16 protein-coding genes and 1 tRNA gene are annotated in these 15115 nt (G+C 66.2%); 5 read left to right on the top strand and 12 right to left on the bottom strand.

Features of this window, described 5'->3' with window-relative positions; translation table 11 throughout:
- Position 1: 1 nt before the first annotated feature.
- A complete protein-coding gene (locus ACUTR7_RS14800; RefSeq protein ID WP_445609122.1) occupies positions 2-1099 on the bottom strand; it encodes a tyrosine-type recombinase/integrase in 1098 nt (365 codons plus the stop codon).
- Between the two features lie 126 nt (positions 1100-1225).
- Between ACUTR7_RS14800 and ACUTR7_RS14795 the strand changes: the two genes are divergently transcribed.
- A tRNA-Arg gene (locus ACUTR7_RS14795) sits at positions 1226-1300 on the top strand.
- Positions 1301-1589: 289 nt separating this feature from the next.
- Here ACUTR7_RS14795 and vapC read toward each other — a convergent pair.
- The 3 genes from vapC to ACUTR7_RS14780 all read right to left on the bottom strand — a co-directional run bounded on the left by vapC (position 1590) and on the right by ACUTR7_RS14780 (position 2830).
- Positions 1590-1991 carry a type II toxin-antitoxin system tRNA(fMet)-specific endonuclease VapC gene (vapC, locus tag ACUTR7_RS14790; RefSeq protein WP_043824438.1) on the bottom strand — a complete coding sequence of 134 codons (402 nt, stop codon included), beginning with the start codon at positions 1989-1991 and terminating at the stop codon, positions 1590-1592.
- Positions 1988-2221, bottom strand: coding sequence for an antitoxin (locus ACUTR7_RS14785; protein WP_043824440.1), 234 nt, complete (start codon positions 2219-2221; stop codon positions 1988-1990). Before ACUTR7_RS14785 ends, vapC begins: the two co-directional genes overlap by 4 nt.
- 156 nt (positions 2222-2377) lie before the next feature.
- Positions 2378-2830, bottom strand: a complete 453-nt coding sequence (locus tag ACUTR7_RS14780) for a helix-turn-helix domain-containing protein (protein ID WP_445609121.1) — start codon at positions 2828-2830, stop codon at positions 2378-2380.
- Positions 2831-3052: 222 nt separating this feature from the next.
- Here ACUTR7_RS14780 and ACUTR7_RS14775 point away from each other — a divergent pair, with 222 nt between their 5' ends.
- The 3 genes from ACUTR7_RS14775 to ACUTR7_RS14765 all read left to right on the top strand — a co-directional run bounded on the left by ACUTR7_RS14775 (position 3053) and on the right by ACUTR7_RS14765 (position 4682).
- Entirely contained in the window at positions 3053-3733 is a 681-nt protein-coding gene (locus ACUTR7_RS14775) for a hypothetical protein (RefSeq protein ID WP_445609120.1), read from the top strand.
- 79 nt (positions 3734-3812) lie between these two features.
- The gene (yfcF, locus tag ACUTR7_RS14770) at positions 3813-4436 is read left to right on the top strand and encodes a glutathione transferase (protein WP_445609119.1); all 624 of its coding nucleotides are present in this window, start codon (positions 3813-3815) and stop codon (positions 4434-4436) included.
- Between the two features lie 21 nt (positions 4437-4457).
- A complete protein-coding gene (locus ACUTR7_RS14765; RefSeq protein ID WP_239973854.1) occupies positions 4458-4682 on the top strand; it encodes a hypothetical protein in 225 nt (74 codons plus the stop codon).
- Positions 4683-4715: 33 nt separating this feature from the next.
- On the opposite strand, the gene ACUTR7_RS14760 is transcribed toward ACUTR7_RS14765, so the two are convergent.
- A complete protein-coding gene (locus ACUTR7_RS14760; protein ID WP_445609118.1) occupies positions 4716-5249 on the bottom strand; it encodes a DUF2939 domain-containing protein in 534 nt (177 codons plus the stop codon).
- Between the two features lie 476 nt (positions 5250-5725).
- On the opposite strand from ACUTR7_RS14760, the gene ACUTR7_RS14755 reads away from it, so the two are divergent.
- Entirely contained in the window at positions 5726-7333 is a 1608-nt protein-coding gene (locus ACUTR7_RS14755) for a methyl-accepting chemotaxis protein (protein WP_445609117.1), read from the top strand.
- Between the two features lie 96 nt (positions 7334-7429).
- Here ACUTR7_RS14755 and ACUTR7_RS14750 read toward each other — a convergent pair whose 3' ends face one another.
- The 7 genes from ACUTR7_RS14750 to arsC form a co-directional block, all read right to left on the bottom strand.
- Complete coding sequence (locus ACUTR7_RS14750; protein ID WP_445609116.1) at positions 7430-8461, bottom strand: diguanylate cyclase; 1032 nt, start codon at positions 8459-8461, stop codon at positions 7430-7432.
- Between the two features lie 169 nt (positions 8462-8630).
- A complete protein-coding gene (locus tag ACUTR7_RS14745) occupies positions 8631-10094 on the bottom strand; it encodes an ATP-binding protein (RefSeq protein WP_445609115.1) in 1464 nt (487 codons plus the stop codon).
- Positions 10091-10765 carry a response regulator gene (locus tag ACUTR7_RS14740; protein ID WP_034390638.1) on the bottom strand — a complete coding sequence of 225 codons (675 nt, stop codon included), beginning with the start codon at positions 10763-10765 and terminating at the stop codon, positions 10091-10093. Before ACUTR7_RS14740 ends, ACUTR7_RS14745 begins: the two co-directional genes overlap by 4 nt.
- Positions 10766-10825: 60 nt before the next feature.
- Positions 10826-11230 carry a hypothetical protein gene (locus ACUTR7_RS14735; protein ID WP_012203525.1) on the bottom strand — a complete coding sequence of 135 codons (405 nt, stop codon included), beginning with the start codon at positions 11228-11230 and terminating at the stop codon, positions 10826-10828.
- 36 nt (positions 11231-11266) lie between these two features.
- Positions 11267-12778: a phosphatase domain-containing putative toxin gene (locus tag ACUTR7_RS14730; RefSeq protein ID WP_445609114.1), complete on the bottom strand. Its 1512-nt coding sequence runs from the start codon at positions 12776-12778 to the stop codon at positions 11267-11269.
- Between the two features lie 308 nt (positions 12779-13086).
- Positions 13087-14646 carry a Do family serine endopeptidase gene (locus ACUTR7_RS14725; protein ID WP_445609113.1) on the bottom strand — a complete coding sequence of 520 codons (1560 nt, stop codon included), beginning with the start codon at positions 14644-14646 and terminating at the stop codon, positions 13087-13089.
- 95 nt (positions 14647-14741) lie between these two features.
- Positions 14742-15110 (bottom strand): arsenate reductase (glutaredoxin), encoded by a 369-nt coding sequence (gene arsC / locus ACUTR7_RS14720; RefSeq protein ID WP_445609112.1) that lies wholly within the window; start codon positions 15108-15110, stop codon positions 14742-14744.
- Positions 15111-15115 lie beyond the last annotated feature (5 nt).

Here is a 15115-nt window from a genome sequence, read left to right as displayed (position 1 = left end):
CTCAGCCCTCGGCCTGTGTATCGTCTTCGCCCTTCTTTTTCGCACTGGCCTGGTTCGCCGCACGCACAGCGGCCGGCCCTTCGTGCAGCATCTCCGGCCGCAGATTCGTGTAGCGCTTGAGGTGCTTCCAATTTTTATGGCCCGTGACCATGGCAACCTCTGGCACCTGAAAGCCCGCCTCGAATAGCTGGCTCGTGCCCTCGTGGCGCATGTCGTGCAGCCGCAAGTTGTCGATGCCCAGGGCCGTGCATGCCTCCTTGAAATACTTGCTCAGGGTCTGAGGGTGCAGCGGGAAAATCCGGCCGTGCTCGTCGTCCCTGGGCTGGGCCTGCAGCAGATCCCACGCCGGCCCCAACAGGGGCACCCATTGGTTATTCCCTTTTTTGCTGCGCGGGTCTTTTCGATCGCGCACCAGCACCAGGCGCTTGGCCTCGTCCACATCGGCCCAGACGATGCGCGTGAACTCGCTGCGCCGCATGGTGGTAAGCGCGGCGAACTGCACAGCATCTGCATACCGCTGGCCGCGCCGCTTCGCCAGCTGCGCAAGGATGTCGGGCAGCTCCGTGCCCTCTGCGCGGCGATATCGCACGCCGCCGCCGCCAATCAGTTTTAGGTGCGACAGCAGAGGCCTGGCCTCGTGCACAACATCGGGCAGCTTCACCTTGAGCATCGGCGCCGCGTACCGCATCACCGTGCCGAGCTTGGACACGTCCATATTGATCGTGTACAGGCCCGCGCCCTCTTCGGCGCGGACCCGGCAGAACCCCACCACATCGTCTACCGATAGGTTTGCCGCATCACTGGTGCCGAGCAGCCGTTTCAAGCAGGCCAGCTGGAAGTATTCGCTTGCGGATTCGGCGATGGGTCGGCCTGACTGCTCGCGCATCTCCACATACGTGTCGATGACTCTGGCCACGGTCAATTTTTTGCCCAGCACCGCCTCGGCGCGCGGGGATGAGCCGCCGTCTATCTCGCTCTCGATGCGCCGCGCCCACGCCTCGGCGTGCGCCTTGACGCCAAACGTCTTGCAATATGATGGATACCCTTTGCGGCGCACCAGCGCACGCCAGCGGTTGCCGATTTTGGTGATGCTGGCCACTGTGTCGTCTCTCCTTGATAGTGATACACCGTATCACTGTGTATCACTTGGTCGATGGAACGGAATGATACGGGATGAGACGCTCACAGGGAGCGGTGCAAAAATTAGGGCTACAATGCCCCCCAACTCTCCGTAGTTCAATGGATAGAACGGGCGCCTCCTAAGCGCCAGATACAGGTTCGATTCCTGTCGGAGGGACCATTGAATTGCTCCTGTATCAATGGCTTGCGAATTGCACTTGGGCCCCGGGGACATGCCTGGGCACAGGTGGCTTAGAAACAAGAAAAGCCCCTCGGCACCAGAAAGGTGCCGAGGGGCTTTTTCCGTTCGGTCCAGGGTCAGTGCGAGCCGGCCAGCCAGCATGCATGCAGGCGCTGTCCAGAGGCGCGAACTGGGTAGCCGGGTTTCGATGAAAAGATATCGATTACTTCACATTTGATAGCTGCTTGCGCTCATACAGCAAGCACAAGGATCGGATTTACCCAGGGAATCAGGTAGCGACAGCCCAGTTGTCCAACTGCAGGCCGGGCACCTTGGCGAATTCGCGGGTGTTGTTGGTGACCAGCAGGGCCCGCTGACTGAGGGCGTGGGCAGCGATCATGGTGTCAAGCGCGCCTATGGGACTGCCTCGACGCTCCAGATCGGCACGCAGGTCGCCATAGGCCCACACGGCCGCCTCGTCAAACGGGAGGATGGTGAGCGGGGCAAGAAACATCTCCAGGGCCTGGCGGTTACGGACCGAGCCGCTTTTGGCCACGCCAAAGGCCAGTTCGGCAGCCACCACGCTGCACAATCCCACCTCGCCCATGCGGTACTGCTGAAAGCGCGCCAGCACCTCCGGGGGCTTGGCATTGATGATGTAGATGCAGATGTTGGTGTCGAGCAGGATCATGGGCTGATCTCGTCCCGCTGCTGGGCGTCAGGCTGCTCGCGCTCGAGCACAAAGCCCGGTTCAAACTCAGCCAGCCCGGCTTGCAGTGTTTGCCAAGGGTCATCTGCGGGCAGCAGCAACACGCCATTGCCGAAATGCTTCACCACGACTTCAGTGCCCGTGAAACGGTATTCCTTGGGCAGCCGCACGGCTTGACTGCGGCCGGATTGGAAAAGGCGTGCGGTGTCCATGGCGGGCTCCTTGACTGGTAGCCACCAATGGTAGCTACCGCTTTTCACTCTGTCCAGCACGGCTTGTGTGCGCTGCAATTTTGCTATTCATTCAGTAGCTATTGACGCTTTTCAGATATGTGCCGCGCAGGCCGGGAGCGTTGAAGGCCTCCAGCCTCACCCCCGCCCGGCCAGCTCCGCCACCCCTCGCACCAGCGCACGCCCAGCGTCCGTCGCCTTGCCGTAATGCGCCAGCAGTGCCTGCACATCGGCGTCGGGCGCATGGGAGCGCAGGGACAGCAGCACGTAGCCGATATCGACACCGGCAAGGTGCAGTTGCTGCAGCGCAGTGGCGTCGGGGACGAGGGCGCCGGACTCGAATTGCTGCAGGACCTGTTTGGCTTGGCCGGCCTTGCGGGCGAGTTCGGCTTCGCTGAGGTTCAGGCGCTGGCGTTCCTGCTGCAGGCGGGCCGCGAGGGTCGGTTCGGAGCGCTCGTGCTGGATGGCGTTCGGGTCAAACAAACGTTGACCTGTTAACAGGTAGGCAACGTCAACCCCTTGCTCCGCCACAGCCATGAGATAACCCGCATCTGGCTTTCTGACGCCCTTCTCATAGTTGAGTTGGGACATCTTTGACACTCCCGCGATAGCGCCAAACGCCTCTTGGCTAAGGCCCAGCCTATTTCTTTCCTCCGTCAGGCGCGCAGAGAAGTCAAACATTTTTTATATAAACCATTGAAGACCAAATTTTCGTTTGATAGTCTATGGAGCGTTGTCACTACAAGCGCCAAATACTACCTGACCCCTCAGGTGGCTCCTTTGCTGCGCCTGTAAGTTGCTCAAAGGAGGTCCATGAAGCACGCTGCCGCAAAACCATCGCGCAAGAAGCTCGCCAAAGCGGACCGCGCGCTGTTCCTGCAGGCCGCTGAAGCACTCAAGCAGGCCGCGATGACCGATGAGACGCACCGGCACAGCGGGGAATCCGACCGCCTGCTGCGCATTGCCAGCGATGTGGCACGCCACGCGGCGCAGCCCGGCTCGATGTGCGATCTGCAGAACACGGCGTTTGATGTGGCCGCCTGCATCAATTCGGCGCGGCTGGTGCCCGGCGATGCGGAGTCAGGCCCACGCACTCGCCTGCTGGCAGAAGCGGCCCAGGCGCTGGCGCAGATATCAGAGACGCCGGTGGACGGGATCGTGTTTCCACGCACCACGCTGCACGAATTGCAAGCCAGGCTGGACACCGGCGCAACGCCATCGCAGTGGCGCGAACTGGCCCGCGAGGCCAACTACGAGGTCCAGCAGTTGGCGCAGGTGCTGATGCAAATGGGCGACCACCAGAACACGGAGAGCCATATCGTGGCGCACGGCATGGCGGCACGCATCTCGCAGTTGTCGGAGATCGTTTACGTGGCAGCCGCCCTGCATGGCGAGCACCGTGATGAATGGGGCTCGCAGACCCTTCGTGACGTGCGCGATGTCTTTGAAGGCGGCATGGGCCGCATCTGCGGCGATCCCCCGGACAGCGCATGACCGATCATGGCCGATGCGCCCGGGCTGCTCGGCTACCATCGGTGCCCCAATCCCCATGCAGTTTCCCCGAAAGGCCCCCATGCTGCTTTACGCCGATTCGCAATTCGCCTCTCCCTATGCCATGTCCGTATTCGTTGCGCTGAAGGTCAAGGGGATTGACTTCGAGCTGCGCACGCTGGACCTTTCGGCGGGACAGAACATCGGGGCGGACTATGTGGCTGCATCGCTCACTGCGCGCGTTCCCACGCTGGTGGATGGCGACTTCAGCCTGTCGGAGTCTTCGGCGATTTGCGAGTACCTGCAGGACCGCTTTGGCGGCGCCCCGCTCTACCCCCAGGATGCGCAGGCGCGTGCCCGCGTGCGCCAGGTCCAGGCCTGGCTGCGCAGCGATCTGATGGCCTTGCGCTCGGAGCGCAGCACCGAAGTGGTGTTCTACCGCCCCACGCCCACGCCGCTGTCGGATGCGGGCCAGGCGGCGGCGCGCAAGCTGTTCTCGGTGGCGGGAGCCTTCATCCGCTCGGAAGATGACCACATTGCCGGCCCGTGGTCGATTGCCGATGTGGATCTGGCGCTGATGCTCAACCGCCTGGTGCTCAACGGCGACGCCGTGCCTGCGCCGCTGGCCGCCTATGCGCGCCGGCAGTGGCAGCACCCCGCCGTCCAGCAGTGGCTGGCCCTGCCCCGCCCGCCGCTGGCAGGCTGATCCGAACGGATACGGCAGGCCATGGACAGTCTTCTCTACATGGGCGTGCGGATCACGCCCGCATCACTTCCCAGCAATGCCTCGCCAGGCGCCTGGCTGCCGCGCGCCACCCTGCAGGAGGTGGCCAGCGGCAAGGCCCTGGAGGCCGTCACCGATGACCAGCCCTGCGACACACAGCCAGAGGCCGATGCCCGCGCGCTGCGGCTGGGCAAGCGCCATGTGATGAAGGTGCTGCATCAAGGCTGAGGGGCCAGGGTGCTGGCAGCCTGCCCGCGCCCCTCAATCCATCTTCACGGCCACCAGCCTCCACCCCATCAGGCCTTCGCGCCTGAAGATGAAGCCGCCCGGCTCGCCGCGCGGGTGCACGAAGACCTTGGACCAGCCCTGGTACTCCACGGAGTAGTCCTTGCGCGGCGGCCCGCCCTGCGTGTCCACGCCCACGCCTGCGGCGGCCACGTCCGTGGGTTTGCCGGGCTTGCCTTTTTCCAGCATGAGCATGACGCCGTCGGGCGAGACCAGCGCCTCGGTGAACTGGCTGACCAGGCCCTGGGCCAGTTGCTGGCCAAAGCCGGCCAGGGGGTTGGACGAACTGTCGCCCGAGCCGCCCATCTGGGACTGCAGCCTGGCCATCATCTGGCCCTTGATGCTTTCGCGCAGCGCGGGAAAGTCCACGTAGCCGGACAGGGCCAGGGCATCGCGGCGCTCCACGGCCTTGCCGATCTGGTGCAGGGCGATGTAGGGCGATGCGTAGAGCAGTCCGGCCGCAGCCACGCAGAGGGCGGCCAGCGCGCGGGCAAGGGTTTTGGGTTTCATGGATCTCTTTCGTGAAGGCAGGCCAGGGGCCTCGCGCAAGCGCGCATGAACGCTCATGCACAGCGCATAAAGGCGGATTCTAGGCGGGCCGTTCGGCGCCGCAGCCACTGCCAGGGCCGTTGCCGCCTGTATTTTTCATAGCGAAACAATAGCGAAGCAGTACGCAGAGAACCCCTATCAGGCCAAGGCCAATGCCTGAAAAACTGGTATTGCCTGGAGCATTCGATTCATACTATAGTTTGTAACAAATAGTTTACAAACCAATACAACATGGATCGCCATTGGCCACGCTGGCCATCGGCAAGCCAGCATCGCCGTTTCCGGATGCCTGTGAGCATTTGTGCAGACCGGGCATTTTTCGTTAATGAAATCTCATTTTCATTAACGATTCCGTTATGAGAGATGCGAGTCATCACGGGGCGGCCTGACAACGCAAGTACCCACCAACCATCCGCAATGCATGCAAAGGACGCAGTATGAATAATTTCAAGTTATCGACTCGCCTGACCGCCTTGATTGGTTTTCTCTCACTGCTCATGATCGTGATCGGCGCTTTTGGGCTATATGGAATCAGCGAGTCCAACCGCCGATTCAAGGTGGTCTATGAGGAGCGCCTGGTCGCACTGGGCGATCTGCTGGAAGTGCAGCGCCTGCTGCTGCGCAACCGCAATGCGGTCTCGGGCGCCATTGCCGTGCACCTGCCCGAGTACACGCAGCAAAAGCAGCAAGAGATACAGACCAACATCAACGACGTGAACAAGTTCTGGACCTCGTTCCGCCAGACCCGGCTGACCGAGGAAGAGGCGCAGCTGGCCGACCGCTTCGAGGCCGTGCGCGCGCTGTTCCTGCAGGGCTTTCTGAAGCCGGCCCAGCAGGCGCTGCAGTCCGGCGACCTGGAGCTGGCCCGGCAGCTGCTGATCGACAAGGACGAGGCCCTGTACGCGCCGCTGCGTGATGTGATCGTGCAGCTGACCGCGCTGCAGACCCGCGTCGCCAAGGAGGAATACGACGCCGCGCAGTCGCTCTACCAGGTGATCTTTGCGGTGGCCGTGGGCTCCATCATCGCGGGCGTGCTGCTGGGGGTGCTGCTGGGCTGGTCCATCATCCGCAACATGGCGCGGTCGCTGCGCCTGGCCATCCATACAGCCGATGCCGTGGCGGCGGGCGATTTGACACGGCACATCGATGTGCGCGGCAAGGACGAGGTGTCCATGCTGCTGCGCGCGCTGCAGACCATGCAGGAGGGGCTGCGTGGCGTGGTGCGCCAGGTGCACCAGGGATCGGTCAGCGTGGCAGCGGCCAGCGGGCAAATCGCGCAGGCCAACCAGGACCTGTCCTCGCGCACCGAAAGCCAGGCCAGCGCGCTGCAGCAGACGGCCGCCTCCATGGAGCAGCTCAGCTCCACCGTGCGCCAGAACGCCGACAACGCGCAGATGGCCAACCAGCTGGCGCTGGGTGCCTCCACCGTGGCCGAGCAGGGCGGCGAGGTCGTGCGGCAGGTGGTGGACACCATGCGCGGCATCAGTGATTCCAGCCGGCAGATCGCCGACATCATCAATGTGATCGACGGCATTGCCTTCCAGACCAATATCCTCGCGCTGAACGCGGCCGTGGAAGCGGCGCGTGCGGGCGAGCAGGGCCGGGGCTTTGCCGTGGTGGCCACCGAGGTGCGCGGCCTGGCCAGCCGCAGTGCCGAGGCCGCCAAGCAGATCAAGCAACTGATCACCGACAGCGCCAGCCGCGTGCACAACGGCAGCGCGCTGGCCGACCAGGCCGGCACGACCATGGCCGAGGTGGTGGACGCCATACGCCGCGTGACGGATCTGATGGGCGAAATCAGCGCCGCCAGTTCCGAGCAAAGCTCGGGCGTGGCGCAGATCGGCCAGGCGGTCACGCAGATGGACCAGGCCACCCAGCAGAACTCGGCACTGGTGGAGGAGATGGCCGCCGCCGCCTCCAGCCTGCGCGGTCAGGCCGGCGACCTGGTGCGCACGGTGGGCGCCTTCAAGCTGGAGGCGGCAAGCGGCCATCAGCATGCCGCCGTGGAGCTGCAGCGCAGGCAGCCCATGCTGGCAGCAGGCTGAGACGGAAAGAAAAAAGAGCGCGCGCGAGAAGCAGCGAGACAGGCCAGGGCAAGGCAGCAACAGGCCTTGGCCGCCGGGCCAGGGCCTGCGGCTGGCTCAATGCAGCGCGTTGCCCCTGGCTTCGCGGCTGCGCGCCATCTTGACGCGGTACATGGCCGCATCGGCCTTTTGCAGCGCGTCGTCGGCATCGATGGATTCGGGCCTGAGACAGACCACGCCCACGCTGGCGCCGCCGTAGTCCAGCGTCTTGCCATCGGGCAGATCGACCTGGAAGGCCGAGGCATCCGACAGGCGCTGCTGCAGTTCACGCGCCACGGCATCGGCCTCGCTGCCGAACAAGGGCCCCACGCCGATGAAGACGAACTCGTCCCCGCCAAAGCGCGCCAGCATGTCGGCGCTGCGCAGGTGGGCGGACAGGCGTTCGCCCATGGCACGCAGCAGCGCGTCGCCGGCCTCGTGGCCGTGCTCGTCGTTGACGTTCTTGAAGCGGTCCAGGTCGATGAAGCCGACCACCACGCATTCCTGGCTGCGTGCGCAGCGTGCAATGAGCCGGCCCAGCTCATCGGTGAGGCAGCGCCGGTTGGGCAGGCCGGTCAGCGGGTCCAGCAAGGCCAGCGCCGCCAGCTCCCGGTTGGTCCGGTTCAGGCTGGCGATGAGCTGCTCGCGCTCCACGCGCTCGGCAATCAGGTTGGCGAACAGGCGCAGCATGCCTTCGGCCTCGCTGCTCAGGGCCTGCGAGGATTTGCTGGCCGCGCACAGCGTGCCATAGAGCTGGCCATCCGAAAAACGCACGGGCGCGCTGGCGTAGGTGCGTATGCCCAGTTCACGCGCGGCCTCGGAGTCTCCCCAGCAGTCGCCCACATCGGGCGTGTACATGCGGCCCTCATCCAGGGCGCGCTTGCACAGCGTGTCGCCCCAGGGAACGACCAGGCCCTCGGGAATCTGCATCTCGCTCGCGTTACGTGCGTAGAGCACGCGCTGCTGGCCCTGTTCTTCGTTGATGGTGGTGAGATAGGTGGACTCCAGATGCGTGCTCTCTTCGAGCATTTGCAGCAGGGGCCGCGTCAACTCTTCCAACGAATGCGCCTGGGTCACGGACTGGGACAGGCGCTGGACAAGGGACTCCATGAAATACCTCTCGAAATAACTACGGATGCAGACTGCCCGCGCGCCTGATGAGGGAATGGGAAGGCAGGCGGGCCGGCACCAATTTGGGGATTGTGACCCGACCGGACGCAAGCGGGAAGCATTCCCGCCGCGCGCTACACGCTGATACGTCTGCGCGCCACGGCCGATGTCAGCGGCCCGACACGGGCGGCCACAGCACCTGCACGCGCAGGCCGCCCAGCGTGGGCGAGCGGTCCAGCAGCAGGCGAGCACCGTGGCGCTCGGCAATGGTCTGCACGATGGCCAGGCCCAGGCCGCTGCCCTGCGCCTGCTGGCCCGCAGAAGCCGCTGAAGGTCCACGCACAAAGCGCCGCAGCACCAGTTCGCGCTCGCTTTCGGCAATGCCGGGGCCCGAGTCCTCGACCACCAGCGCGCGGCCCTGGGCATCGCTGCGCCAGCCGACATCGACGCGGCCGCCTTGCGGAACGTACTTGACGGCGTTGTCCAGCAGGTTGCGCACCAGCATATGCAAGGACTGTGCGTCGCCCGCCACGGCAAAGGACTGCCGCAGTTGCGGGGACTCGCTCAGCCCCATGTCCAGGCCATGCTGCTGGGCGGCCACGGCTTGGTCTGCCAGGGCCTGCTCCACCACCTCGCGCAGGTCCACGTCGGCAGGTGCGGCCGCGGCAGCGTCGTGCTGCCCCTGCATGCCTTGCACGCCTTGTGCCGTGCCTTGTACCGTGCCTTGGGCTTCCTGCCGCGCCAATGTCAACAATTGTTCTACGAGCCGTGTGGCCCGGTCTATGCCGGCCGAAAGACGCTGCACGGCCTCGTCATGCGCGGCCGCATCGGGCGCGCGCTGCAAGGCCACCAGTTGCAGCTTGAGCGCGGCCAGCGGAGAGCGCAGCTCGTGCGCGGCGTCCGCCACGAAGTGCTGCTGCGCCTCGAAGGCCTGGCCCACGCGCTGCAGCAGCGCGTTGAGCTCGGCCACCAGGGGCCGCACCTCGTCGGGCAGGCCCTCGGCAGGCACGGGGGCCAGGTCCTGCGGGCGGCGCGTGGCCAGCTCGCGGCGCACGCGCTGCACGGGCGCCAGCGAACTGCGCACCACCCACCACACGGCCAGCGCCAGCACGGGCGCCAGCAAGGCGATGGGCAGCAGACTTTGCCAGGCGGCATCGCGCGCCAGGGTGCGGCGCACGCGCATGTCCTGCGCCACCTGGATCACCTGCGAGCGCGTCTGCAGCGAGAACACGCGGTAGACGGTGCCGCGCGCAGGCACGTCGGCAAAGCCCAGCACGGCCATCTGCGGCAGCGCGGCGCCCAGGGCGGATTCAAAAATACGCAGGCCTTCGTTGGTCCAGACCTGGACGATGAATTCGTGGTTCTCATCCTCGGGCGGCGTGCCCTGGGGCCTGCCGCGCGCATCCACCGGCAGGCCGGCGCGCAGCGCAAAGGCGGTCTGCTGCATCTGGTAGTCGAACAGGGTGTCGGTCTGCAGCAGCGCATTGCGGTAGGCCAGCAGGCCCTGCAGCAGCGCCGTGAGCACGATGGCCGCGCCCAGGAACATGAGCAGCCGCGTGCCCAGTGCGCCGGGCAGGCGGCTGCGCGCCCGGGCGATAAGGGAGGAAACAAGGGAGGAAGCCGGCGCCGTCATGGCTTGGGCACCATGTAGCCCACGCCGCGCACATTGAGGATCAGCCCCGCGCCCAGCTTCTTGCGCAGGCCGTGGATGTAGACCTCGATGGCATTGCTGCTGACCTCGTCGCCCCAGCCGTAGAGCTTGTCCTCGATCTGCTGGCGCGACAGCGTGCTGCCCGGGCGTGCCAGCAGCGTCTCCAGCACCGCCCATTCGCGGCCCGAGAGCACCACGTCGCGCCCATCGACGCTGGCCTCGCGCGTGGCGGGATTGAGCCGCACGCCCTCGCGCTCGTACAGCGGGTCGGACCCGCCAGAGGCACGCCGCGCCAGCGCGCGCAGGCGCGCGAGCAGCTCGTCCAGGTCATAGGGCTTGACCACGTAGTCATCGGCCCCCGCATCCAGCCCGGCAATGCGGTCGCGCACGGCATCGCGCGCCGTGGCCACCAGCACCGGCGTGCGGTCGCGGCGCCCGCGCAGGCGGCGCAGCACCTGCAGGCCATCCTGCCCCGGCAGGCCCAGGTCCAGCAGCACCATGTCATAGCCATGGCCGCCACCCGGGCCGGGGCACAGGGCCGCATCGGCCTGCAGGCCGTCACGGACCCAGTCCACCGCATGGCCCTCGCCGCGCAGCAGGGTCTGCACGGCCTCGCCGATCATGGCGTCATCTTCAACAAGCAGTAAGCGCATGGTTGAAGAATAGCTCCCTGGAAGGCTGGCTCAGTTGGCGACTCAGGGGGTGAGCGGCGGCTACACCGCCGCTTCAATCTTAGGCATGGCCATGCGGGCCTTGGTCAGCGCCATGCCCAGATTGGCCGTGCGGCGGCAGACGAAGACGGCCACGTAGTCGGGCATGAGCTTGCCGCGCAGGAAGACGTGGATGAGGTTGTCGCTGTTGACGATGAGCTCCTGGAAGTAGTGGTGGCCGTCGTCCTTGAGACCGCGCGACTTCTTGAACAGGCTCTCGATCATCGAGACATTGGGGCCATTGAACAGGTCGGCCGTGGCGGCGGCCACCAGGTCGATGACTTCGCGCGGATGCGAGTCCACCGTGCGGATGGCCAGCAGCATGCCGGAGGCGGCATCCACGTAGCCGATGGCCAGGCACTCGGGCACGGACCCGGCCACCTCGCTCAAAACGTTATCCAGGCTCATTGCAGCTTTCCTTTTTTTGTGAATGGATGTGATCGGTCAGCCCATCTTCAGCAGCAGTGCCACTTCGTACGCGTAGAGCAGGTCCTCCTGGGCCTGGGACTGCACGTACTGGGCGTCGATGAGGCGCACGCGGCGCAGCGCCTCGTCGGCGGTAAGGCCCTCGCGCACCAGCCATGCGGCCAGCACCGTGCCCGTGCGGCCCAGGCCGGCCAGGCAGTGCACGGCCAGCACCTCGCCCGCGCGCAGCATGGCCGACATGCGCGCCAGCAGCATCTGGATCTGTGCCACCGTGGGTGATTCGTGGTCGCGCACCGGCAGGTGCAGGTTGCGCAGGCCGTGCCGCTGCAGCGGCTCTTGCGGCAGGTCGTTTTCGGTCAGCGTGATCAGCACGGTGACGCCGCAGCCGCGCAGGGCCTTCAGGTCAAAGTCCATGGACTGCACCACGCCGGGCTGCGGCGCACCGGCCAGCCGGCCCGGCACCAGCCAGGCAAAACCGTTGGGGCCACGGCTGGCGGGCACGGCCTGCGGGTCGGCGGCCAGCGGCTGCCAGTCCACCAGCACGGCGGGATTGACGGCGCGCGGCCGGGGAGCGGCAGCGGGTGTCGGTGCGAGTGCAGATACCGGCGCAGGCATGGATGCAGGCACGGGGGCAGGTGCAGGCTCAGGTGCAGGCATGGGCTCGGATGCAGGCTCGGTGGCCACTGCATCCGACAGAAACTCGGAGATCGCGGCCATGGCCGCTGCAGGCAGCGGAGGAGGCAGGGGCACGCCCTCCTCCAGGTCTTCGGCCCGCGCATCGGGAGAGGCCACGGCACAGCTGCCGGTGCGCAAGAACTGCTGGCCCGCCAGCGACAGCGGCGCACGCTGAAAGGCTTCCATGGATTGCGCCTCGGCGATGCGGCCGCCGGCCAGCAGCAGCATGTCCTGCGCCACGGCCTGCGCGTGCTGCTGCTGGTGCGTGCTCATCAGCACGGCAGTGCGCTGACCCACCTGGCGCAGCAGTTCCAGCAGCACGAAGGCCTCGTAGCCCTCCAGCTCGGCCGTGGGCTCGTCCACCATCAGCAGCACCGGCTCGGCCAGCGCCTCGCGCAGGATGGCCACGGCCCGCTGCTGCACGGGGGACAGCTGCAGCGCCGGCTGGTCGAACATCAGCGCAAGCTCGGGGAAGCCAAAGGCCTGCACCTGGGCGCGGCACCAGTCGCGCAGCTCATGCGGCACCAGCTTGAGACGGGGGCGCGCCAGCTCCACGATGGCATCGAAGGTGCTGGCCATCATCAGCCTGGCCTGCTGCTGCACCAGGCGCGGCGCCTGCAGGCCGCTGCGCCATGGCTGGCCCGCGTAGCGCGTGCTGCCCCAGCGGCGAAAACGCGGGTTGGCGGCATTGAGATCGGCCAGCGTGCGCAGCAGGGTGGATTTGCCCGATCCCGAAGGCCCCAGCAAAACGGTGACGCCCCGGGCGGGCAGTGCGAAGTCCACCTCAGCCAGGATGACGCGCGCACCGAACGATGCGCCCAAACCCGCCACCTGCAAGCTGTAGTCCTGATTCAAAGCCGTGCCTTTCCTGTGATGCGTTGCGCCCCCAGGGGCCGTATTCCGTGAATCAAGACGGTCAGCGCACGCCTCGATGGGCCGGCAGTCTAAGCGGTTTCCCTTACATCAATCCGTCACAAAAAGAAACATTACTAACGCAAACGGGCGTTATTTCACACGATACAACCATCACATTGGCTTACCGCTCCTTGGACCGCTGGCATTTTTCTCTGGGTTTTCCCAAAGCGATAGCCCCGGCGCATTCACGCCGGGGCCGTGCGATCAATCAAGTGTGTGGATGCTTCTGGTCCCTTACCTCCTTTCACTTACCCGAGACGTACGGGGACAAAGATCCTGTTGCCATCGCGCCAGATCAGCACGGCCACGGTCTTGCCGGCCTTGGCCATGGCGGCACGCACGGCCTCGATATCACCGGCAGGCGAGCCGTTGATGGACAGCAGCACATCGCCCTGGGTGATGCCGGCCTCGGCGGCCGGGCCTGCGGCGTCGGCCACGACCAGACCGTCCTTCACGCCGATCTGCTGCTTTTCCTCGGGCTGCAGCGGGCGCAGGGCCAGGCCCAGCTTGCCCTTGCCGGCGTCGGGCTTGTCCTTGGCCACCTTGGCGGCCTTGTCGCTGGCATCGCCCAGCACGGCGCTGAGCGTGCGGGCCTCGCCGTTGCGCCATATCTCCAGCGTGACCTTCTGGCCCGGCAGCGCCTGGCCCACAAAGGCCGGCAGATCGCCCGAGCCCACGATGGGCTGGCCATCGATCTTGCGCACCACGTCACCGGGCTCCAGGCCTGCCTGGGCGGCGGGGCCGCTCTTGTCCACGCTGGACACCAGGGCGCCTTCGGGACGGTCGAGCTTGAAGGAGTCGGCAAAGGCCTGGTTCACCTCCTGCACGGCCACGCCCAGCCGCGCATGCTGCACCTTGCCCGTGGCCACGATCTGCTGCTGCACACGCGTGGCCACCTCGATGGGAATGGCGAAGGACACGCCCTGGTAGCCGCCCGAGCGCGAGTAGATCTGGCTGTTGATGCCCACCACCTCGCCGCGCGCATTGAACAGCGGGCCGCCCGAGTTGCCGGGGTTGATGGCCACGTCGGTCTGCAGGAAGGGCACGAAGCTGTCGTCCGGCAGGGTACGGCCCTTGGCGCTGACCACGCCGGCCGTCACGCTGCTCTCGAAGCCGAAGGGCGAGCCGATGGCCAGCACCCAGTCGCCCACGCGCAGGTCGGCCGTCTTGCCCAGCGATACGGTGGGCAGGTTCTTCGCCTCGATGCGCAGCACGGCCACGTCGGTCTTGGGATCGGCGCCCAGCACCTTGGCGCTGAACTCGCGTCGGTCGGTGAGCTTGACGGTCACTTCCTTGGCGCCGCGCACCACGTGGGCGTTGGTCAGGATCAGGCCGTCGCTGGAGACGATGAAGCCCGAGCCTTCGCCGCGCGTGGGCACATCGCGCTGGGGCTGGCCCTGGCCCATGCCCGGCATGCCGGGCACGCCGAAGCGGCGGAAGAATTCAAAGAACGGATCGTTGGGGTCCATGCCCTGCAGGCCCTGACCTTGGCCCTGGCCCTGGCCCTGCCGCGCAGCGGCCTCGTCGCCATCGTCGCCCATGGCGCGCGAGCTGCCGACCACGCTGATGTTGACCACGGCCGCGCCATTGCGCGCCGTGATGTCGGCAAAGTTGGGCGCCGCCACGGCGGCGGCGGGGGAAGCTGGAGAAGCAGGCTGTGCTGCAGGCGCAAACAGCGACGTGGCGGCACGCGCATCGCCATGCACCACACCAACCAGACCGGCGCCCGTGGCGCCCAGGGCGCCGATGGCACCTGCGGCCACCAGGGCCAGCACCAGACGGCGGGGAGTGGACAGAATCTTGTTCATCGCAGACCTTTCCTCAAAAGCAGCGTTCCTTGCTGCGTTGAGGAGAAGTCTGAAGGGGCAGACTTAGGCGAGGCTTAGAACCCTCGCCGTGCATCTCAGATCAGCGCCAGCACCTTCTCCGGCGGACGGCACAGCGCCGCGCCCTTGGGCGTGACGACGATGGGGCGGTTGAGCAGCACGGGGTGCTCGGCCACGGCGGTGATGAGCTGCTCATCGCTGACGGATGCATCGCCCAGGCCCAGCTCGGTGTAGACGGCTTCCTTGCTGCGCAGCAGCTCGCGCACGGGCACGCCCAGCTGCCGGACCAGGGCCTGCAGTTGCGCAGCGTCAAGGGGCTGGGCGATGTAGTCGACGATGATCGGCTCCACGCCGTTGTCGCGCAGCAGGGCCAGCGCGCCGCGCGAGTTGCTGCAGCGGTTGTTGTGGTAGATGGTGATGTCGGTGCGGGGTGCGGTGGTGTTCATGGGCC

The sequence above is a fragment of the Delftia sp. NA_296.1 genome (assembly GCF_052692095.1).
This window is presented reverse-complemented; position numbering and strand designations above follow the sequence as displayed.